General features: G+C 35.9%; 21 protein-coding genes. 19 read left to right on the top strand and 2 right to left on the bottom strand.

Going from position 1 to position 22,940, the window contains the following annotated elements; translation table 11 throughout:
- Positions 1-118: 118 nt before the first annotated feature.
- Positions 119-1,045 (bottom strand): LCP family glycopolymer transferase, encoded by a 927-nt coding sequence (locus Q1J64_RS14650; protein WP_301109841.1) that lies wholly within the window; start codon positions 1,043-1,045, stop codon positions 119-121.
- Between the two features lie 291 nt (positions 1,046-1,336).
- Positions 1,337-1,735 (bottom strand): helix-turn-helix domain-containing protein, encoded by a 399-nt coding sequence (locus Q1J64_RS14645; RefSeq protein ID WP_301109840.1) that lies wholly within the window; start codon positions 1,733-1,735, stop codon positions 1,337-1,339.
- Positions 1,736-2,129: 394 nt separating this feature from the next.
- On the opposite strand from Q1J64_RS14645, the gene Q1J64_RS14640 reads away from it, so the two are divergent.
- The 19 genes from Q1J64_RS14640 (at position 2,130) to Q1J64_RS14550 (ending at position 22,625) form a co-directional block, all read left to right on the top strand.
- A complete protein-coding gene (locus Q1J64_RS14640) occupies positions 2,130-2,360 on the top strand; it encodes a helix-turn-helix transcriptional regulator (protein WP_301109839.1) in 231 nt (76 codons plus the stop codon).
- 64 nt (positions 2,361-2,424) lie between these two features.
- Positions 2,425-2,709 carry a hypothetical protein gene (locus Q1J64_RS14635; RefSeq protein WP_301109838.1) on the top strand — a complete coding sequence of 95 codons (285 nt, stop codon included), beginning with the start codon at positions 2,425-2,427 and terminating at the stop codon, positions 2,707-2,709.
- Positions 2,710-2,796: 87 nt separating this feature from the next.
- Positions 2,797-3,381: a CpsB/CapC family capsule biosynthesis tyrosine phosphatase gene (locus Q1J64_RS14630; protein WP_301109837.1), complete on the top strand. Its 585-nt coding sequence runs from the start codon at positions 2,797-2,799 to the stop codon at positions 3,379-3,381.
- A 115-nt stretch (positions 3,382-3,496) separates the two neighbouring features.
- Positions 3,497-4,468, top strand: coding sequence for an NAD-dependent epimerase/dehydratase family protein (locus Q1J64_RS14625; protein ID WP_301109836.1), 972 nt, complete (start codon positions 3,497-3,499; stop codon positions 4,466-4,468).
- Between the two features lie 33 nt (positions 4,469-4,501).
- On the top strand, positions 4,502-5,854 hold the full coding sequence (locus Q1J64_RS14620; protein ID WP_301109835.1) for a glucose-6-phosphate isomerase: 1,353 nt from the start codon (positions 4,502-4,504) through the stop codon (positions 5,852-5,854).
- A gap of 51 nt (positions 5,855-5,905) precedes the next feature.
- On the top strand, positions 5,906-6,883 hold the full coding sequence (locus tag Q1J64_RS14615; protein WP_301109834.1) for a glycosyltransferase: 978 nt from the start codon (positions 5,906-5,908) through the stop codon (positions 6,881-6,883).
- A 10-nt stretch (positions 6,884-6,893) separates the two neighbouring features.
- Positions 6,894-8,348, top strand: coding sequence for a lipopolysaccharide biosynthesis protein (locus Q1J64_RS14610; RefSeq protein WP_301109833.1), 1,455 nt, complete (start codon positions 6,894-6,896; stop codon positions 8,346-8,348).
- Positions 8,349-8,441: 93 nt separating this feature from the next.
- On the top strand, positions 8,442-9,641 hold the full coding sequence (locus tag Q1J64_RS14605) for an ATP-grasp domain-containing protein (protein WP_301109832.1): 1,200 nt from the start codon (positions 8,442-8,444) through the stop codon (positions 9,639-9,641).
- Between the two features lie 81 nt (positions 9,642-9,722).
- Complete coding sequence (locus tag Q1J64_RS14600) at positions 9,723-10,991, top strand: type III PLP-dependent enzyme domain-containing protein (RefSeq protein ID WP_301109831.1); 1,269 nt, start codon at positions 9,723-9,725, stop codon at positions 10,989-10,991.
- Positions 10,992-11,018: 27 nt separating this feature from the next.
- Complete coding sequence (locus Q1J64_RS14595; RefSeq protein ID WP_301109830.1) at positions 11,019-12,053, top strand: lipid II:glycine glycyltransferase FemX; 1,035 nt, start codon at positions 11,019-11,021, stop codon at positions 12,051-12,053.
- 38 nt (positions 12,054-12,091) lie between these two features.
- A complete protein-coding gene (locus tag Q1J64_RS14590; RefSeq protein WP_301109829.1) occupies positions 12,092-13,240 on the top strand; it encodes a DegT/DnrJ/EryC1/StrS family aminotransferase in 1,149 nt (382 codons plus the stop codon).
- On the top strand, positions 13,237-14,127 hold the full coding sequence (gene rfbA / locus Q1J64_RS14585) for a glucose-1-phosphate thymidylyltransferase RfbA (protein WP_301109828.1): 891 nt from the start codon (positions 13,237-13,239) through the stop codon (positions 14,125-14,127). The genes Q1J64_RS14590 and rfbA overlap by 4 nt, the downstream gene beginning before the upstream one ends.
- 38 nt (positions 14,128-14,165) lie before the next feature.
- On the top strand, positions 14,166-15,200 hold the full coding sequence (rfbB, locus tag Q1J64_RS14580) for a dTDP-glucose 4,6-dehydratase (protein WP_301109827.1): 1,035 nt from the start codon (positions 14,166-14,168) through the stop codon (positions 15,198-15,200).
- A 24-nt stretch (positions 15,201-15,224) separates the two neighbouring features.
- Positions 15,225-16,289 (top strand): glycosyltransferase family 2 protein, encoded by a 1,065-nt coding sequence (locus Q1J64_RS14575; protein ID WP_301109826.1) that lies wholly within the window; start codon positions 15,225-15,227, stop codon positions 16,287-16,289.
- 48 nt (positions 16,290-16,337) lie between these two features.
- Positions 16,338-17,540 carry an O-antigen ligase family protein gene (locus tag Q1J64_RS14570; RefSeq protein WP_301109825.1) on the top strand — a complete coding sequence of 401 codons (1,203 nt, stop codon included), beginning with the start codon at positions 16,338-16,340 and terminating at the stop codon, positions 17,538-17,540.
- Complete coding sequence (locus tag Q1J64_RS14565; protein ID WP_301109824.1) at positions 17,533-18,327, top strand: glycosyltransferase family A protein; 795 nt, start codon at positions 17,533-17,535, stop codon at positions 18,325-18,327. Before Q1J64_RS14570 ends, Q1J64_RS14565 begins: the two co-directional genes overlap by 8 nt.
- Before the next feature lie 116 nt (positions 18,328-18,443).
- Entirely contained in the window at positions 18,444-19,106 is a 663-nt protein-coding gene (locus Q1J64_RS14560; protein ID WP_301109823.1) for a sugar transferase, read from the top strand.
- Between the two features lie 36 nt (positions 19,107-19,142).
- Positions 19,143-20,510, top strand: a complete 1,368-nt coding sequence (locus tag Q1J64_RS14555) for a tyrosine-protein kinase domain-containing protein (protein ID WP_301109822.1) — start codon at positions 19,143-19,145, stop codon at positions 20,508-20,510.
- Between the two features lie 357 nt (positions 20,511-20,867).
- On the top strand, positions 20,868-22,625 hold the full coding sequence (locus tag Q1J64_RS14550; protein WP_301109821.1) for a phospho-sugar mutase: 1,758 nt from the start codon (positions 20,868-20,870) through the stop codon (positions 22,623-22,625).
- Positions 22,626-22,940 lie beyond the last annotated feature (315 nt).

The following is a 22,940-nucleotide window of genomic DNA, read 5'->3' as shown; positions in this document are numbered from 1 at the left end:
GGATTTTATAAAGATGGTTCAATAGGGCAAGGCCAGAGCTAACTGGTCTTTTGATATTCTTTCTCGTAAACAAAAAATGATTTTGGTTTGGATAGATGGAATCATTCATCAGATCTGTTTATAGCTCCAAATGAACTTTTAATTCATTCCTCATTGTTTCTAACTCTGTGTCATTCATAACATAATACCAAACACCATTGATTTTCATTCCCTCACCGTCTTTAAAAACCAGTTGGTCTATGTGATTCACTGTCTCTTTATAATTTGCTTGTAATTCTTTCATATCTTCGAAAGTCATATTTGTACGTACGTTGTTTTCAATTGAACTGAAAATGTTTCGATAGTTTACCAGGCTTTTTAAGGAAGCCCCTTTTTTCAGCACCTCCTGAATGACGTATTTCTGTCGATCCTGTCGACCAAAGTCACCGTTCGGATCGTCGTATCTCATCCTGACAAATGCAAGGGCATCTGCGCCATTCATTGATAAGTCTCCTACCGGAAAATGATGACCTTCGATTTCAAAGTCTAAGGTATTCTTTATTTTTATACCGCCGACCGCATCGACAATATCTTTAAAGCTTTCCATATTTACTTGTACTACATAATCAATGGGGATATCTAAAAAGTTCTCAACACTGTCCATGGCCATTTCAATACCGCCAAAAGAAAAAGCATGGTTGATTTTATCTTTTATATCTTTTCCGATAATCTCAGTATAAGTGTCCCTGGGAATACTGACCATCTTCATTCCATTAAGTCTTGGATTTATTGTCAGGACAATCATGGTATCAGATCTCCCCGCATCCCCCGCACGTTCGTCTACACCAAGAACCAATACTGAAAAAGGATTCAGTTCGTTCAAAGCAATCGCTTCAGTGCGTTTGACTTGCGGTTCTCGCTTAATCGGTTCATGTATTTCTTGGACTGTCCTCGTTAATTCTATGTAGAGCATTACTCCATAAATAAGTACAGTAGCAACAATGATGCCAATCCCGCAAAGAATCCAAAACCATTTCCTTTTCTTCTTATCAGTACTTCCAGCCATTCTTCTACACCCCCAAACCTTTAGCTTAAAAATTCGCTTGTAGTGTACAACTGACAAACAAATTAAAAATCAAGACAAATAAATACTCCATTTTTCATTATGGTTCAGGCAGTCGTAGTTGGGAAATGGATTTTTAAAATACAAAATTGAATGAAGAAAAAAGCTGAATTGTAAGTTTATGAATAAAAACAATAAAACTTTTCATATTATATGTTTTTAAATAAAATCAAGACTCTTTATTGATACTATTTTTAATTAATTAGCTGTTTTTTATGGAAATAATACATAATATCATTCAGAACTTTTCATTCCAGCTATTGTTTGCAAAAATGCAAGAAGTGCTATTTTATCCGCTTCTTTAACTCTTTTTCCTTCAAAGGTTACTTGTAACTTCATAATATCTTCTAGCTCAAACGTTTCACTAGAAGAAGTAAATTCGCTATGTTTTGATTGCTGATTTTCATTTGTATCGTGTTGATCTGGAAGAAATCCCGCGAGCATTAATAGTTCATTTACATCTGCACCTAATGGTTTTGCAATAGAATAGATGGATTCTCTTGAGGGATTATAGCGTCCTTTTTCTAAAGAAGCGATAAATGAGTAACTCAAGTTTGACATTTCAGCTAAAGCTCTTAAAGTTAGTTTTTTGCTTTTTCGAAACTGGCGAATCTGCTCTCCGAATTTATTCACTTGTATTCACGTCCATCTTCAATATTTGAGTTCTAATAATATATAAATTTTAATTTTTGTGCAACCCTGCACGTAGGGTTGCGATATATAATTGCTATACTGTAAGTAGTATATACCTAAATAATAAACTATATTGCGCTAAGATACTATATTTATTAGGGAGAAGTTCATAAACAATCTGATAAAGATTGTCGTTTTCTTGATGCATATTCAAAATGTAATACCGTATATCAGTGTGTTTACGTTATGTGTTGCGATAACTATTGGAAAGTCATAGTAACTTAACCAAATGATCAACACATTAATAATAACATAAATGTGTTGACAAAAAAAACAAAAGAGTATAATATGTGTTGTAACACCGAACAAATTATAGGAAGGAGTTACTAATCTAGTGCTTGAAAATAATATTAAAAAATATCGTAAAATTCAAGGTGTAACACAAGAAGAGATGTCGAAACATCTTGATATTAGTCGCGCAGCTCTCTCTAGAATTGAAACAGGATCGTATTTGCCAAGTGCCAAAACGATGCAAAAAGTATCGGACTATTTAAATATACCCCTTGGGCATATTTTTTTTAATCCGAATGTTTCGGAAAACAACACAGATGATCGTAAACACTAAAACATAAACGAAATTGTAAAGTATGTAGAACAAGTAGAAGAATGAAATGTGGGGAGATGTGACAATGACTCACGAAAAAAATAAGTTTGCAGAGGAACACAAAATGCAAATTACGCTTCCTTATAGGAATGGAATATCTAGAAAAGAAATCTTGCTAAAGTATGCCTCAGTTATTTCAAACAACGAAAAATGGACAAATGCACGCGGTGCGGCGGCAAGTCTTCAAGATAATGATTTCTATGAAGAAATGGAATTGTTTAATCTACGTGAAGATAATCAGCGATTGCAGAGAGAAATTAACATTTTAAAGGAAGCTGTGTTGATCATGGGATACAGGGATAATGAGTGAAATGTGCACTTGCCTATCAAGTCAGCCAAATTGATGGGAAATACATTTGTCATAAGTATTGACTACTAATATATGAGGGGGATGGGGATGGTCATAGAATTAAGTGATCAGACTTTATTCAAAGTAAAAAATCGATTGCCTATTGGAGAAAAGGTGCATCTGGAAATAGGCAATGAAATACAAGATTATTGTAACTTGGTGAAGAGGATCAAGATAAATCTACTGCCTGTTGCTACCAATGAGAAATATATGTTCATTAAATTCCCTCATCACGAAGTTCCGAGTTCTGCTTCTACTACTTTTTATGAAATTCAGTTACTTGGATATATCCCAATCATTGTGAATGCGGAAGTAAACAGCGATTTAAGATCGAATCCTAATAAATTGTATACACTTGTTGCGAAAGGCGCACTGGTGCAAATTGATGAAGCGAGTCTTATCGGGAAAAAGGGTAAGGTGATCCGGAAATTTGTCAATAAACTCTGTAAGCATAATTTGGTGCACTTTGTTTCATCCGATGAAGTATTTGAGGAAGATCACTTCTTTTCTGAAATAACCCATAGGTATTTGAGGAAAAAGTTCTCACACGAATATCTGAACTATTTGCTGGATAACGCGAAACATGTCCGGAATGGTACGTTTTTCCATGCCATTAAACCAATTAAGTTTTGATAGCACAGATAAATGTTACCTGAGTGGTAAAGAATCCGATTGCTTAAGTGAAAATGTATTGTAGAAGATAACTTTAAAGAAATATTATAAAAATAAAAGCAAGGGAGGTCATCTTTTGAAAGTATTAGTAACTGGGGGCGCAGGGTTCATTGGCTCGCATGTCGTGGAAGAATTATTGAATGATCAATTTGAAGTTATCGTACTTGATAATTGCGTGACAGGATATCTTGAAAATCTTCCGGAAAATATAAAGCTATTCCGAATGGATATTAATGATTCGAAAGTAGAATCAATATTTGAACAAGAACAACCGGATTATGTTATTCATTTAGCTGCGCAAGCCTCTGTTATGGTATCGATGAATGATCCGTATTTAGACTTTTTTACTAATACTGCTGGAACGGTCAACATTCTTCAACTATCAAAGAGATATAGAGTGAAAAAGTTTTTATTTGCCTCCACTGCAGCGGTATACGGTGAACCGTCTTATCTGCCGGTGGATGAGAACCATCCAATTCACGCATCATCATTTTATGCGCTTTCGAAATATTCAGCAGAAAAATATATACAGCACTACAGTACATTTAATGGTTTGGATAGCTGTATATTAAGGTTTTCAAATGTGTATGGTCCAAGGCAGAATGCAAACGGTGAAGCAGGTGTCATTTCCATATTTATCGATCGATTATTAGCTGATAAAAAAATAAATATATACGGTGGTAACCAAACAAGAGACTTTATTTATGTGAAGGACATCGCAGCAGCTTGTTGTTTAGCTTTAGTTGGGGATGCAAAAGGAGTATTCAATATTAGTTCTTGTACAGAAACAACAATTGAAGAATTATTTTATCAAGTCTCTGTAGTGTTGGGGAGGACGGATATAAAACCAACATATCAAGGTGTCAGAATAGGCGAGGTTCTAAATAGTATGTTGGATAATAGAAAGGCTATTAACGAGTTTAATTGGCATCCACGGTATTCACTAGCTAAGGGACTGCAAGAAACCATTCAATATTATTCAAAAGCATTGAACTTTGAAATTCAAAAAGCGGACCTTTTGGAATTTAAAAAGGAATTAATCATTTAAACGGGTTCTCCTGATAAGAAAGGAGTAAGAAAAGTGGACTATATTACCTTAGATTATTCAAATGCTGCTCCTTTTTTCGGGAACTTCGAAATGGGATTTTTGCAGGATATTATCAATAGTATTCATACAAAGCTTCTGAAAGATTCTGACGATGAAAAAGGTTCGGCAGGCTGGGTCCAACTTCCCGAGCAGTACAACAATAAAGAGTATGAAAAAATCAAACTTGAAGCAGCTAGTGTTAGAGAAAACAGTGACGTCTTACTCGTCATAGGGATCGGGGGTTCTTACCTAGGAACCCGTGCAGGAATTGAACTGCTGAATCATAGCTTTCAGAATTGCTTAACACAAGAGACACGTCTCGCTCCACAAGTATTTTACGTAGGGACGAACTTAAGTTCAACGTATATTTCGGATTTGATAGATCTAATCAAAGATAAAGACTTTTCGATTAATGTAGTTTCCAAATCCGGTTCTTCATTGGAAACTGCTATCGGGTTTAGGATATTCAAAAAACTTCTCATTGAAAAGTATGGTGAAGAAGAAGCAAAATCCAGAATTTATTTAACTACGGATAATCAGAAAGGAACATTGAACGCGGCGGCAATGGAAGAAGGCTATAAGACATTCGGCATTCCGGAAAATATAGGTGGCCGATTCTCCGTCTTAACATCTGTGGGACTATTTCCAATGGCAGTTAGCGGAATATGCATTGATCAAGTATTGGAAGGTGCCAACACCGCAAAAATGGAGCTTGATGTAAGAGACATATATAGAAATCCAGCATACCAATATGCAGCCGTCCGTAACATTTTATACAACAAAGGGAAAACCATCGAAATACTTGCAAGTTTTGAACCGAAGTTTCACTATTTTTCGGAGTGGTGGAAACAGTTATTTGCGGAAAGTGAAGGGAAAGACGGCTTAGGTATATTTCCTACCGCCGCAATGTACTCCACGGATCTACATTCCATTGGACAGTATATACAAGAAGGAAGACGTGATCTCTTCGAAACAATCATCCAAATAGAGAAATCGGAGAAAGAACTAGCAATGGAAACAGAAGTGAAAAATCATGATGGTTTAAATTACTTAAGTGGCAAAACCATCAGTTTTATTAATGAAAAAGCATTGCAGGGGACGATGGAAGCACATATGAAAGGCGACGTGCCAAATTTAGTCATAAAAGTGCCTGAGATTTGCCCATTTTCTTTCGGCTACCTCGTTTATTTCTTTCAATTCTCCTGTGCGATCAGCAGTCATATTTTGGGTGTGAATCCGTTCAACCAACCTGGTGTCGAGGCATACAAAAAAAGCATGTATTCCTTATTAGGGCAACCGCAAAAATTAAGTGAGAGCATCGTCAATCCAAAAGCGATTACTTACTGATAAGGGGCCACTAAAATGGGGCATTAACAATTTACAGTCAGGAGTGGGGAAGTGAGTGTTTTAGTAAGCATCAATTGCATCACCTATAACCATGAAGAGTATATAGCGGATGCAATCGAAGGATTTTTATCGCAGAAGACTGACTTTGAATATGAGATTCTGATCGGGGAAGATTGTAGCACAGATAATACTAAAAGGATTGTTGAGCAATATATTGCTAAATATCCAGAGCTAATCAAGTTGGTTACATCAGAGGAAAACGTAGGGGCTGCTAAAAATGCTGATAGAATACTTGAATTAAGTAAAGGAAAATACATTGCCATTTGTGAAGGCGATGATTATTGGACTGACCCGTATAAATTACAAAAGCAAGTGGGTTATTTAGAGAAGAATCCACGTTGTACGATGTGTTTCCATGAAGCAGATATTGTAAAAGTACCAAAAAAGTCTACTGGTATGAAAATAAAACCCTACAAGCGAGATCAGGTAAGTCCTATGGAAGATATTATTATTGGCGGTGGTGGGTTTTGCCCAACTGCATCATTGGTTTACCCAAAGTCAGTAATGCAAGACTTTCCTGACTATCTTAGGACATCACATGTTGGTGATTATCCGCTGCAGTTATTACTCACGAGCTCGGGATATGCTTACTATATGAATGAATGTATGTCAGCTTATAGAGTTGGAGTAAAGGGTTCTTGGACGACACGGTTGAATTCCAGTTCCGATTTAAAAGAAAGAATGATGGTAGTAAATGAAGGTGATATTCAGATACTAACTGCGTTCAATAGGTATACAAATTTTAAATACAACGATTCAGTCGAACGAGTGATCCACGAGAAACGATACGCCATCTACATCGGTAGTGGAATAACAAATGAACCAAAAAATAATCGCTATGAAGAGCATGTTAAAAGTTTAAGTATAAAAAGGAAAGCGAAATTAATAGCATTTAATAGTTTTCCGAAATCATACGGTATGTTAGCCCAAATGAAAAATTATTTTTTAAATATCAAGTTATTCAATTAGGGGTAGGCTAATGGATGATTCAAACGGATTAAAGAATAAAACGATTTCAGGTTTATTCTGGAGCTCTGTGGATGTAGTTGTGAATCACGGGTTACAGTTTGTAATTCAACTCATACTTCTTCGATTATTATTACCGGAACATTTCGGTGTAATTGGAATGATCATCATCGTGATTGCAATATCTAATTCAATTGTTGATAGTGGTTTTTCTCAAGCGTTAATTCGTGATCAAAATACCAGTCAGGCCGACTATTCTACAGTTTTTTATTTCAATTTATGTATTGCGATCACCATATACGGACTCTTATTTATTTCATCGCCTGCTATTAGTGCTTTTTATGGGGAACCACAATTGATTGGAATCCTGCGGACGCTTTCACTCGTACTGATCGCAAATGCATTGGGAATTGTACAACGCGTCATGCTTGTAAAGAATGTAAATTTCAAAACGATTGCAAAGATCAATGTCATCGCATTTACTACTTCTGGGGCCATAACAATCGTCCTTGCCCTGAATGGGTTTGGTGTTTGGAGTCTCGTCTTTAATACGCTAGGAATGCAGTTTTTTCAGACCTTTCTATTATGGGTGTTTAATAGATGGCTTCCTTCTCCTGTATTCAATGTGCAGTCTTTCAAAAAGTATTTAAACTTCGGCTATAAACTACTTTTGTCGGGATTACTAAATACATTCTATAATAACCTGTTTTTTGTAATTATCGGTAGGATGTATACGACTACTCAACTTGGCTATTATTCAAATGCCGTCAAGCTTAGCGACACGGCCTCAGAGTTATTGTCGACAACGGTTCAACGTGTCTCGTACCCGGTTCTGAGCAAAATCCAGGACGATGAAAAGATGTTGAAGTCAGGATTCAGAAAAATTATCCGGTTAGCGGCATTTGTGAATTTTCCCCTTATGGTAGGTTTGGCGGTAATTGCGTACCCATTATTTGGTTTGGTACTAGGAGAAAAATGGCTTCCGTCAGTTACTTACTTTCAATTATTCTGTTTGGCAGGTATGTTATATCCGCTTCACGCATTGAATTTGAATATCCTTCAAGTTAAGGGTAGATCCGACTTGTTTTTACTGATTGAAGTCGTCAAGTGCGTTGTCTTGACCATTCTGATTGGATTGTCTTTACTATTTCAACTCGGAATCATGGGATTGGTTTGGGCGGCTGTGATAAATTCATACACTTCCTTGTATATAAATACGTACTTTTCTGCAAAAGAAATTGATTATTCTGCCAAAAATCAATTAAAAGATATTTTTCCGCTATTCTTAATTTCACTCAGTATGGGGATTGCAGTCTATTTTACTGGAAACGCATTACCCGATAATTATTTAATTAAATTAATCTGTCAAATAAGTATGGGTATCGTCTTTTATATCGTGGTTTGTAAAATCATGAAAGTACGGGAGCTTAACATGATCTATCAATTAATTCGAGGTATTTTAAAGTAGTATCGACTTGTACTATCAAAGAAACCAATATTGTTTGTTAACAATAAAAAAGTCCCGAATGAAGAGAGAATATATGAATGGAGAGCGATTCTTTTGAAAAAGGTTATGTTTCTTGGGGGCGATGCACACCAGGTATCTGCAATCCAATATGCAAAAAAACAGGGATATTACACAATACTTTGTGATTATTTGGAAGGAAATTTAGGGAAATCTCATGCAGATGAGTTCTATTGTGTAAGCACCACTGATAAACAAAGTGTTTTAGAAATTGCAGAGGAATTAAAAATAGATGGAATTGTTGCCTTTGCACCGAACGCTGCATTGGAAACCGCTGCGTATGTGGGAGAGAAAATGAATTTGCCATTCTATTCAACTGAGACTGTTCTATTATTATCTAATAAAAGTTTATTTAGAAGGTTCCTGAAGGATAACGGATTCAATTATCCGAAATCAAAAAGTTTTACATCCGTAAAAGATGCGGAAGGTCAACTAAATGGCTTTCAATTTCCACTTATTATTAAACCGGTGGATTCATCGGGAAGCAGGGGAATTGTGCGTATAGATTGCATGGATGAAATTGAACAAGCTTTTGAAAATGCCCTTTCAAATTCAAGAATAAAGGTGGTCATTATTGAAGAATATATCGAAATGACCCATGAATGTATGATCGGCGGAGATATTGTCGTCATAAATGGAGAGATAAAGTTTTTCGGAATCATTAATGGTCATCGAGATGTGGTGAACAATCCATGTATTCCATTGGGTAATAGTTATCCGACAATTATAGAAAATGAAAGAATTGTACTGGTGAGGCAGGAAATTCAAAAGATTATTGATCTATTGGGGATTAAGTTTGGTGCTATGAATATAGACGTCATATTTGGTGAAAATGAACGGCCATATATCATTGAAATAAATGCGAGAAATGGTGGAAACATGGTATCGTCCCTGCTTAGAAAAGCAACGGGCGTCGATCTTGTCGGGCTGTCAGTTGAAATGGCCGTGAACAATAAGGATTATCACTTTACGGAAAACCTAACGAATCAATATTTTTCTACGTATTACCTGCGTTCGTATGAAAGAGGTAGATTACTGAATATAGATTCCAATGAAAAGATTAAAGAAAATATTATTAAAAAGTATATGTATAAGGCATATGGGGATGAAGTGGATGTATTTGATGGGTTGGATAAAATTATTGGAATTTACTTATTCAAATTCAGCGACTTAAATGAAATGAAAAACAAGATGGATCATATGGACCGATACATTGACGTTCAAGTTGTCAGCTAAGGATTTAGGTCAACATACCATTTGCGAATACAAGTTTCGATAGATGAATTCGCCTATCAAAAACCAGAAGGGGCTAATAAAATGAATACGCTTCAACTAGCAAGAAAGTCTGAAAAAATAAGTATGTTAGAAAGAAAGTATGGAGATTTTTTCTATCTATTTAACGTGAATAAATTAGAAGACAATTATTCAGAAATGTTTTCGGCATTTAAGAGCAGATACCATAATTTTATTATTGGATATTCCTATAAAACCAATTATTTACCTGCATTAATTAAGAAATTATCCGAGATGGGAGCCTATTCAGAAGTCGTATCTAGGGTGGAATATGACTTGGCTTTAAAAATAGGAGTTGAACCAAATAAAATCATTTTTAACGGCCCATTAAAATCTTACGATGACATCGCATTGGCTCTGGAAGGTAATAGTATTTTAAATTTAGATTCATTTTATGAAATTGAATTAGTAAAAGAGTATGCTGCAGCAAATAAGGATAAAAACCATAAAATTGGAATCCGTGTGAATTTTGATCTAACAATTAATGGAGAAACACCGTTGCTTGATGGTTTTGAAAGAAGTAGATTTGGTTTTTTCCTTGAGAATGGTGATGTTGAAACTGCGATCGATGAATTAACGTCGATACCGAATGTAAAGGTCGTCGGCTTGCACGGACACTTCTCGACAAGAATAAGGAGCTTGACCATTTATAAGAAAATTACACAAACTTTATGCAATCTTGCAAAACAATATTTATCAGAAACACTTGAGTATGTAGATGTCGGCGGTGGTTTTTTTGGACGCGTGCCTAAAACAATGAACATAAAGGATGCACCGACATTTGAAGAGTACGCTGAAGTCATTTGTTCGATTGTAAATAAAGAAAAAAAGAATTTCAAGAAAGATCCCATGTTGATTATAGAGCCAGGAGTTGCACTGGTTGCAGATACATTTAAGTTTTTTTGTAAAGTAATTGATGTGAAAAAGTTTGCGGATGAGTCATTAGTTCTTGTTGAAGGCAGCGTTCATAATATCAAACCAGCCATGCACAACAGGAATTTACCTCTAAAACATGTGAAAAGAGATGCTCAGTGTTATAAGCAAGGAAAGTTTAACGTAGTTGGATATACATGTATGGAGAAAGATTATTTACTCACTGATCAAATAGGCGAGATTCCGAAACCTAATGATTTTTTAATATTTAGTAATGTAGGCGCCTATACAATCGTTTTTGCTCCCGCCTTTATTAAAGAACGGCCGCCCATTATTGCGAAAGAAGAAGATTCATATCGTTTGGTTAGAAAACGTGAGAAGTTGACTGATTTTATAAATGAAAACGTGTATATCTACTAAAGACTGTACAGTAAGGGGAAAAGTAGAGTGAAATTAGAAGTTTTAGAAACCCGGGATGAATGGAATGACGTTCTTGGAAAAATTAGCATTACGGATGTGTATTATTCCTTTGAGTACTGCAGTTCCAGTGCAGAACTGCAAAATGGAAACGCAAAGTTAATTTATTTTGAAAGTGATTTAGGCATTGTTGTGTATCCAATCATTAAAAGGGAAATAGAATCAGCTTTAGGATTGAACGTATTCGATATTATTACACCATATGGATATGGGGGACCAGTAATTTTAGGAGATCAAGCAATTTTAGATGACTTTAGAAGAGAGTTCTTTATGTACTGCAAGAAAGAAGGCATTGTATCTGAAGTGATCACATTTCATCCTCTATTGAAAAATGCATTGGCGATGGAGGGGTATTGCGGTTTACAATTCATCCGGAAAACTACAGCGGTGGATTTATCAGAAGATTTGGGGACGATCCGTTCCAAATATAGCGGCATGAATAAAAGGAATATAAAAAAAGCACGTCAGAATGGGCTTACGTATAAAGAAGTGGAGAAAAGTCCTGAAAACATTCAGACCTTTTTCGACCTATACAATGTCACGATGAACCGACTTAAATCCACGTCTTTCTATTATTTTCCTATAGATGTTATTAGACAGCAATTACTGGATACCCCTATTTCTAAGTCGCATCTATTGTTTGTCTATTACGGTGATCAAGTCATAGCCGCTACCATTCTTTTTACTGGCAGCCATTTTGCACATTACCATCTAGGCGGCTCTGATGAAAAATACTTATCCATGAAACCCAATAATCTACTTTTCGATTTTATGATCGAATTATCAAAGGAAAAAGGATGTACGTTACTTCATCTAGGCGGCGGTTATGAAGATGATGATGGACTTTATAGATATAAAACTTCCTTTTCAAATCATAATATATTCGACTATTATATCGGTAAAAATATATTGAATCCAAGAGTTTATAAACTTTTATTAGACGAAAAGAAACAATTTATTACGTCAAACGACAGCTATTTCCCGCAGTATAGAAGTGTTTATTGAAGACAGCAGATAATTAGTTATGAAGAGGTGGAATGTATATGGTTGATTCTTTTGATGAGCCGATCTTTGTCACAAGGCCCTTACTCCCTGATTTACATCTTGTGAATGAAAGAATGCGTGAGATATGGGATTGCAAATGGGTTACAAATAATGGACTGCAACATAAAGAGTTACAAGAAAAATTAATGGACTACCTGGTAACAGATCATCTTTCGCTTTTTACGAACGGTACGATGGCTCTGCTATTAGGGGTAAAATCCCTACATTTAACTGGTGAAGTCATCACTACACCTTTTACATTCCCTGCAACTTTACAGGCTCTTGATTGGAATGGGCTGACTCCTGTATTTTGTGATATTGAACCTGACACGCTAACAATCGACGTATCAAAAATAGAAGCCCTCATTACTGAGAAAACAAGCGCAATACTGGGGGTGCATGTATTTGGAAATCCGTGTAACGTACTGAGAATACAAGAGATTGCAGATAAACATGGCTTGAAAGTGATCTATGATGGTGCCCATGCATTTGGAGCAGAAATCAATGGTAAACCAGTGGGAAGTTACGGTGATATGACTATGTTCAGCTTTCATGCGACGAAGCTGTTTAACACAGTGGAAGGAGGTGCCTTAGTTTTTAAGGATAAGAGTCTCGTGGCTAAATTGGATCTGCTTAAAAACTTCGGCATTGCCAACCAAGAGGAAGTCGTTTTATCTGGCTTAAATGCGAAAATGAATGAAATACAAGCAGCAATTGGGTTGGAAACATTAAAACTGATGGATGAAGAACGTAAAAAAAGGCATGAAGTGAAAAAAGAATATGAAAAACAGTTGGCAAACGTGCCTGGGGTTCGCCTGTTAACTCATTTAGAGAATAAGGCCAGCAGCTACCAGTACCTCGTTATTGAAATTGATGAAAGTTCATTTGGCCAAACAAGGGATTGGCTCCATGAATGTTTACAGCATCATAACATTTTAACAAGGAAATATTTCTATCCCTTATGCAGTGATTTTACTTGGTACAACCATTTAGTCTCGGCTCACCCGAGAAATCTTCCGCAAGCTCAAAAAACGGTTAAAGAGGTGTTGGCTATGCCGTTTTACGGTGACTTAGAATTGGCATCTGTCGTAAGGATTTGCAATATTATAAAAAAATATCAAGCTTCAATTAGCGGTGTTGCATTATGAAGGGAATTATTTTAGCAGGTGGATCGGGAACACGTTTATATCCGCTGACAAAATCTGTCTCAAAGCAAATGTTACCCGTATACGATAAACCCATGATTTATTATCCGCTATCTGTACTAATGTTAGCGGGGATAAAAGAAGTATTGATTATCTCGACTCCGAGAGACATCGATGGATTTAAGGAATTGTTAGGAGATGGAACTAAACTGGGAATGGACTTTCAATATGCAATTCAAGAAGAGCCAAAAGGGCTTGCCGAGGCATTTATCGTCGGAGAACAGTTCATAGGAAATTCCTCAGTGGCACTAGTTTTAGGTGATAATTTATTTTATGGATCAGATTTTGGTAATCGGGTGCAACAGGCAGCGAAACTTTCGACTGGTGGTATTATTCTAGCGTGTTACGTAAATGATCCAAAGGCGTATGGGGTTGTTGAAATCGACGACCAGATGAATGCGGTTTCTATTGAAGAAAAACCTGAAAAGCCGAAATCATCCTATGCCATTCCAGGCCTGTATTTCTTTGACAATGATGTTGTCGATATTGCAAAAAGAATCAAACCTTCACCACGTGGCGAGGTAGAAATTACGTGCATCATGAATGAATACTTAAGAAGAGGACAATTAAAAGTGGAAATGATGGGCAGGGGTTTGGCTTGGCTCGATACAGGTACACATGAATCCTTATTAGAAGCATCCAATTTTGTAGAAGCCATTCAAAAACGCCAAGGCTTATATATTTCCTGTATAGAGGAAATTGCTTACAGAAGAGGTTATATATCTAAAGAACAATTACTGGTGCTGGCCCAGCCGTTAATGAAAACAAACTATGGGAAATACTTGGCTGATCTCGCCAGTTCTGAAAAACACATCGCATTGTCTCTATAGATACAAAATATAAAAAGCTCATGAAAAGGAGTTAATTTATGAATATTTTAGTAACTGGCGGAGCTGGATTCATTGGTTCAAACTTTATTAACTATCTGCTCTCAACTTATGAAAATACGATTGTAAATGTAGATTTATTAACATATGCAGGGAATTTGGAAAACCTAAATGGGAGTTCAAACAATCCTCAATATCATTTTATAAAGGGAGACATTACTGATCGGACGCTGATGGATGAGATTTTTCATCGTTTTGAGGTGGATGTCGTGATCAACTTTGCTGCTGAATCACATGTTGATCGGAGTATAGAAGACCCATCCATATTTGTGAAAACAAATGTCACTGGAACGAATGTGCTTCTTCAATCAGCAAAAGAGTATTGGATGATCAATCAGCCAGATGAAAGCTGTGTGAAATATAAAGATGGTGTGAAATTCATCCAAATATCAACAGACGAAGTATATGGAGATTTGAAGGATGGGGGATATTTTACTGAGAAGACCAATCTGGCTCCGAATAGTCCTTATTCAGCATCCAAAGCTTCAGGAGATTTAATGGTTCGGGCATATTATGAGACTTATAATCTGCCGGCTATTGTTACAAGGTGTTCAAATAATTACGGGCCGTACCAATTTCCAGAAAAGTTAATACCTTTGCTAATACATCGGGCAAATCAAGATCAAAAGCTCCCTATTTATGGCGATGGGAATCAAGTTCGTGACTGGTTATACGTGGAAGACCATTGCACTGCAATAGATGCTGTACTGCATAAAGGAGTGGCCGGAGAGGTTTACAATATTGGCGGGAACAATGAAAAGACGAATATTGAAATTGCCAAACGTCTACTTCATTTACTTGGGAAAAGTGAAGAGTTAATAGAATTTGTAAAGGATCGTTTGGGACATGATCGAAGATATGCGATTGATCATACGAAAATCACGCAAGAACTCGGTTGGTCACCATCCTATACATTCGAAGAGGGGATAGAGAAAACGGTTACGTGGTATTTGGAAAATCAGGATTGGTTAGACAGGATTTATTCAGATACGTATGCAGTAGATCCTGTGCAATAAATGACCTGCAGAAAGGACAAAAATATGGTCGAGTATTCAATTATTGTTCCAATTAGAAATGAGGAGTATTTTGTTAAGAACTTCTTATTGAATATTGAAAAGCAAACATTGGCAAAATCAAAGTTTGAAGTGATTTTACTGGATGGTATGTCCACAGACTGTACAAAAATTGAAGTAGATAGGATAAAAGACCAGCTTACATTCAAATTAGTTATTGTCGATAATCCAAAAAAAATTATACCTTCTGCTTTAAATATCGGCTATCGGATGGCTAAGGGACATATCATTATTAGGTTGGATGTTCACTCAAATATTAAGGAAACCTATTTAGAACATCTAACAACTATGTTCAAATTACATTCGGATTGCTGCAATCTTGGAGGAAGAACAATTGCAACCGGCTACAATGCCACGTCCAGGCAAATTGCGTTTGCATTAAATACTCCATTTGGCGTTGGTGGTGCAAAGTTCAGGTACGCTCAGGAAGTTACGGAAGTGGATAGCGTATTCCCTGGAATATTTCACAAAAAAGATTTGGATTCGATTGAAGGCTGGAATGAAAGTTGGTTAATTAATGAGGATGCGGAATTAAACTTTAGATTGAAAAAATATACTAATAAAAAAATCAAAGTGATTCCAGATGAAGAAATGCAAATTGAATATTATCCAAGAAGCACCTTAAAAGATTTTGCTAAGCAATACTTTAGATACGGTTTATGGAGAAATAAAACGAATGTGAAGCACCCGTATTCCATGAGAATCTCCCACTTAGTGCCTCCCGTTTTTTTAGTAACAATTATTATCTCTTTCTTAATGGTGTTTGTGCAGTTTCATCTGATTGCTTTACCCCTAGCCTTTTTGCTTACGTACTTTCTGCTGATCAAAAGGGGAATCGGAAAAGAAATACCACAAGAATTATCTCTTTATCAATTACTTATCGTATTTTTAGTACTGCATTTTTCATGGGGGACCGGTACTATTATCGGTTATGTGATTTTCGGTGTTCCATTTAAGGGAATTGTGAAGAGCCTATCCACTTATCTAAAAAAAGTATATACGTTTGATTTAAAGAAATTGAAAAGTGATTAAATCAGTGATCATAAATGGGTACATCTTGATATAAGCAGGTGGGGGAGTATGAATGACATACATGTAAAGGAGAATACGAATCCTTACTATATATACGCATTATTAGTTTTTGTTTCTGTGTTTTTTCAAAGTTTCTTTATTGACATTGGATTTGCCATAAAGCCGTTTATGATAGCAGCAATCTTAATCGTAAGTTTGAATTTCAAGAGCTATGTTATACCCCGTTTCTTAAAATACGAATTGTGCCTAGTCATATTTTTTAGTTATTACTGTTTAACAGGTATATTTGCAACACACAAATATCAGAGTCTAAGGCTAATCGCTTTAATAGTCATTGTTCTTTTTTTTTATTCCGTCTTAAGATTTCTTTTTTATCGACTGGCACTCAATGATGTAGAGAAGATCATAAGACAATCGGGGTTATTGTTTAATATAGGTTCTTTATTGTTTTTCATTATGGGTGCAATTCAGGTGAATTTTAACTTTGTCGGAAATAACTATTCATCTATGGGCTTGCTAATTGATAGAGGAATGCCAAGATTGATGGGTACCACAATAGATCCAAATATATTTGTCTTGTTTAACTCTTTATTCTTCTTTTACTTCCTTGATAGAAGACATAAAGTGGGTACTATTTTGACTATAATAACTATCGTTTTAACCTTTTCAAGGGGCGGATTCATAGCGATTGGTCTTCCATTGCTTATAAGCTGGATTGCATTTGAAAATAAAGGTAAAGCTAAACGTCTGTATGGAGTTGTCCTGATATCACTGATACTACCTTTTATTGTTAACTTCTTATTCAAAATAGATGTATGGAAGATTATAAATGCCCGATTTCTTGCTGTAGGTGATGATCGAGGATCGGGTAGATTTGAAATTTGGGAAAATGCGTTAAGGATTTTTGCGGATCACCCACTATTTGGAGTAGGGATATATAACTTTCAACAATATAATTTACATTATTTTAGTGATTTTCATTATCCTCATAATACTTTCTTGGAGGTTTTGGTGGAGTCGGGAATTGTCGGCTTAGTATTATTTTTAACATTATTCCTGATACTACTAGTTAAATTATATGAATTACAAAAAGCCAAGCCAGAAACACATTTTTTATTTCTGACACTCTTGTCTACATTGATTAGTATGTTTACTCTATCAACTGCTGTAAGTGAATTTTTATTTCTATTTTTTGCTGTATGTTTCCGCTATATCATCGAAAATGAAAAAAGGTGGAATAAGAATGTTTAGTTTGATACTGGCAACATTGGGGACTAGGGAATCGGAATTGAAACGGTTGTTGAATAGCCTATTGCTGCAAAATAATGTGAAGCTGGAACTGATAGTTATTGCGCAAGGAAACTTTGAAATAATCAGGAAAATACTCAATGAATATACAGATCAGCTGGATATTAGGTTGATCAAAACAAACGAAATCGGACTATCTAAAGCTCGAAACTTAGGGCTGAAACACGTTCAGGGGGAAAACATTGTTGTATTTACTGATGATGATTGTTGGTATCCACAGAATATTTTCGAAACGATACGAACAAAAGTGAGAAGGTCCCAGATCTCCACTTTTCAAATTTTCGATCCTAAAAGAAATGAATTATTTAAGAACTACCCAATAGATCAAGCCAGGCATAAAAGTATATTCAAATCGTTTAAGGTTTCGTCTATTGAAATTTTTATCAATACGGAAAAAGTAGATATAAAAGAGTTGAGTTTTGATGAGGAATTTGGTTTAGGTGCAAAGTATCCTTCTGGAGAAGAAAATACTTTACTATTGGATTTGATGAAAAAAGGAAATTCTATTACGTACTATCCTGAAGTTGTTGTATTTCATAAAGTAACTGAAAAGGTATTTAACCATAATGATTTATATGTAAAAGGTGCATTTTTTAGAAGAAACTTTAATGTGTTCGCTAGTGTTTTACTGGGAACAGGGTTCTTTGTAAGGAAATTGCATCTCGTTGACCGCAAAATTGATAGTTTTACTGCTATTTTAAAAGGTTCGCTTTCCTATTCCAAAAAGTAGTTCGTTCATTCGTAGATATATTATTTCAGATGAATTGTTACCACAAGTTTAAGTTTTATTTAAGAGCCAGCATATACAATGAAGGCAGTTTACCGCTAAAGACGGGAGAGAATTGAATGAAGAAAGTATATTATTCAAATGCATTAGAAAAAGGAGGAGAATCTTCGAAATACTTTTATACCTATTCTAAAAGAGCAATTGACATAATGGTAAGTTTATCTTTATTAGTATGTCTCGCACCCTTACTATGTGTATTCGCATTAGCGATTATTATTACATCAGGAAGACCCATATTATTCAGGCAAACGAGATCAGGACTGAATGGTACAAGGTTCGAAATTTGGAAGTTTAGAACAATGGAAAATATTAAAAACCTAAAATCATTGCATTCATATGACTGGTCCAACGGTGTGCCACATAATTTCTGTTTTGAAAAGCCTGCGAGTCAAAAGGTTACCCGGATTGGTAAAGTCTACAGAAAGCTAAGTATTGACGAATTGCCTCAATTGCTGAATGTCCTGCGCGGAGAAATGAGTTTAGTAGGCCCGCGTCCTGAAATTGTAGAAATAACCGGATTATATAATGATCAACAAGCGAAAAGACTTACTGTAAAGCCTGGAATAACTGGATACGCACAAGTCAATGGACGCTCAATCATAACTCATGGGGAGAAAATAGAGTATGACTTGTATTATATTCATAACCGTTCATTTATTTTGGACGTAAAAGTTATTTTGAATACGATTGTGCTCGTTATCCGTGGTAAGGGGGCGTATTGAAAATGGACAAATACAAAGTGAAGTGGATGAAGCAATATGAGTAATGAATTGAATTTCAATGAGTTATTTAAGATATTTAAAAAGAGATGGAAGGTAATGGTGGCTGTCACTGTGCTTTGTACTTCAGCCGCAATATTTGTAAGTATTAAAGCACCTCCGACTTATGAGGCCAGAATGGATCTATTGGTAAACTATACGATCAAAAACGATGAGAATGCCGCATTACAGTCAAGTGATATTGAATTAAGTCTAAAGCTAATAGAAACATACAAACAAATATTGAAAAGTGATCGTATGTATGGAAAAGTCATATCAAAGTTAGGTCAGCCATATAGCAAATCGGATTTGAGAGATCGTATTTTAATTGAAACGGACGGGAATTCTCAAATAATTACCATAGTCGCAAAAGAAAAAACTGCTAAACAAGCTGCCCTTCTTGTCAATACGTATGCCATATCATTTCAAGAAGAAATTAAAACGCTATTAAATTTAGAGAATATTATGATACTTGATGAAATATCACCTGTTACGGATGTAAAGAAAGATAAACTGGCGCCGGTTGTATTTGCATCTATCGTTTTTATTACGGGTTTATTACTAACGATAGCCATTGTACTTATTAGGGAATTTTATTTCACAAAATTAAATACCGCTGAAAAAGCGGAGTCCATACTAAAAATCCCTAACATGGGAAGTATCCCTATGGCTAAGAAAAAGAAACGATTTGCTAAAAAGTATGTAGCCAAACAGGGAAGAGATGCCTGGAAAGAAAAGATCATTCCTATATCGCCGGTATTAATGGAAGAATTTAGAAGAATACGGGCTAATATACAATTTCAGATGTCACAAAAAAATGCGAAAGCTATTATGATGACCAGTCCGGTTTTTGGCGATGGAAAATCTCTAATAAGTGGAAATCTTGCTATTGTAATGGCGATGGATGGAAAGAAGACGATATTTGTTGATGCCAATTTACGAGAATCAATGGGAAGAAAGATCTTTAATTTACCAAATAGAATAGGGTTAACTTCATTTCTGGCCGGAACATTTGAACTTGATCAAATCGTACAGAAAACTGAAACGGATAATCTGTCATTTATAAGTTCAGGCCCGATACCGTTTAACCCCGCAGAAGTATTGTCATCTGACAAAATGAAACTGCTAATCGAAAAGTTAAAAGTCCAGTTTGACGTTATTATTATTGATGCTCCTCCGTTGGCTGTTGCGGATGCTATAAGTTTGTCTACCTTTGTTGACAGCTGTTTATACGTCATTAATGTAGAACATACGAAAGGTGAATTAGCAGAAATGAACTTGGAACACCTTCGAAAAGTGGAAGCTCCAATTCTAGGTACGATTTTAAATAGAAGCTATTCACCCAAAAAGACTTTACCCGAGTTGTGAAAGCGGTATGTTTAGTAGAAGTAGATGCAGAGTCTATAAAGTTGAAATAGAACACATTAAATTGGAAATGAGGCGAAGAAAATAGAAGCTTATTATGTGAACAACTATTATATCTTTACCAATTATAATGATTTGTCATCTCATATTCGCGATGTTGTTCATTTTACAAAGTCCGTGCTTCCTACAAACGGTAATACCTTTATGATTATAAAGGGTAAGATTTATTGGGATAGAAAGATTTTTGTAAGTGATCAAGGCGTAGAAATACCTGTGATATATGAACAGGAAGAAGATTTCTATTACGTGTGAGATGGAACGTCCTTCATGTTAGCTGTGGAAAGGGAAGGGGTTGATCAGATGCAATGGAAGTCGAATTTAGATATATGGCTTACACAGTTACCAGAAGACGATCCTCTTTTAAGTCAACTAATGCAAATTCAAAATGAAAATTTGTTAGAAGAAAAGTTTTACAAAGAGCTAGAGTTTGGTACGGGCGGAATGAGAGGAATAATGGGTCCTGGAACGAATCGGTTAAATATATATACGGTACGGAAAGTAGCTTTGGGTCTCGCGAAATACATCCTGAATACAGAAATAAAAGTGTCGCAGCGTAGTATTGTTGTGGGCTATGATTCAAGGCATCAATCCAAAGAATTTGCACTGGAAGTAGCCAAAACAGTTGGATCTTTCGGTGTGAAAGCATACCTGTTTAAGGAACTTAGTCCAACTCCTGTGCTGTCATTTGCGGTAAGGAATTTGGAAACAAGTATGGGAGTCATGATTACCGCTAGTCACAATCCTTCTCAATATAATGGATTAAAAGTATTTGGAGAAGATGGAGCACAATTAACGTCAAAAGCAGCGGATCAAGTACTAGACCATATCAAAAATGCAGGGTCTGATCTCGTATTGGATGTGGCAGATGAAAAGAAGTTATTGCATGATGGAATGCTTGCTTATATTGGAGAAGAAGTTACCGATGCGTATATTGAAGCATTGCAAAATATACAATATCAAGGAAATCTGGCTACAAGAGATTTGCCGATTGTCTTTACAGCACTGCATGGAACTGCAACCATTCCTATTCGAAAGGCTTTTGATTCGTATAGCTTTACGAATGTCTATCATGTACCTGAACAAGAACTTCCAGATCCTAATTTCTCAACTGTCCAATCACCAAATCCCGAAGCAGCAGCAGCTTTTGAATTAGCAATCCAATGTGCAAAGAAATATCACGCAGAACTAATATTAGCAACGGATCCGGACGCAGACCGGCTTGGTGTGGCTCTAAGGAATGAGGTGGGGGAGTATAGCTTATTGACAGGAAACCAGATTGGAGTTTTGATTTTGCATTACATGCTCGAGCAAAAACTGCGGCATGGAGAGCTTCCTCGTAATGGAGTTGTCATTAAAACGATTGCCACTACAGAAATGACCAGAGCAATTGGGGCGAAGTTTGATATTAAGATAGTTGATGTATTGATTGGGTTCAAGTATATCGCGGAGAAAATTCTGGAATTTGAGCAAACGGATGAATATACATTTCTATTCGGATTTGAAGAAAGCCATGGATATTTAATCGAAGACTTCGTCCGTGACAAAGACGCTGTGCAAACCGCTCTTTATTTGGCGGAAATGGCAGCCATGTATAAATCTCAGGGAACGACAATCTATCAAGTGCTGCAAGAGATTTATAAAGAATTCGGCTACTATCGTGAAACGACAACTTCTGTCATATTGGAAGGGAAAGATGGAGCAGATCAGATCAACAATATACTAGAGTTCTTCCGTAACAATCCGCCCGAACAGATTCATTTATCTACTGTTGTAAAAATCGAAGACTATGTAACGAAAAAGGAAATAGATGTTGTAACGGGACGGGAAATAGAAATGGAAATGGTCTTACCAACTTCCAACGTATTGAAATATTACTTGGATGACGGTAGCTGGATTGTAATTCGACCATCCGGTACAGAACCGAAGTGTAAGTTTTACTTTGCTGTGAAAGCTGAGAACGAATTGATCGCAATAGAAAAACTTAAAGGGTTAGAGAATTTTGTTTTACATTATGTCCAATCAAATATATCAACAAGTGTTTGTTATTCTGAGATATAAATAAGTCGGTTAAACAGATATATCGATTTGACTGTTAAGAGAGTCGTTCTAAACGATGTATTATGGAAACCTTTTAAGAAGTTATCAGACACTTGATTATATATAATTCGTTAACACAATCCAATCAGTACAGATGGAACAAGTCTACATAAAAATCGCTGCCGACCGAGCAATCCTGCTTCGACAGCGATTTTTATTATTTCCTCATGTTTTATTCCGAATCGTAAACTAATATTGAGCATTCGTTACGATCAATATAATTCCAACAACAAAATGGAGAATAACTGTAAGTTCCCTGTGCCGACAGAATAGACA

It is taken from the genome of Sporosarcina sp. (genome assembly GCF_029257255.1).
GTDB lineage: Bacteria > Bacillota > Bacilli > Bacillales_A > Planococcaceae > Sporosarcina.
The sequence above is the reverse complement of the archived record's forward strand: the minus strand, read 5'-3'. Positions and strand labels throughout refer to the sequence as shown.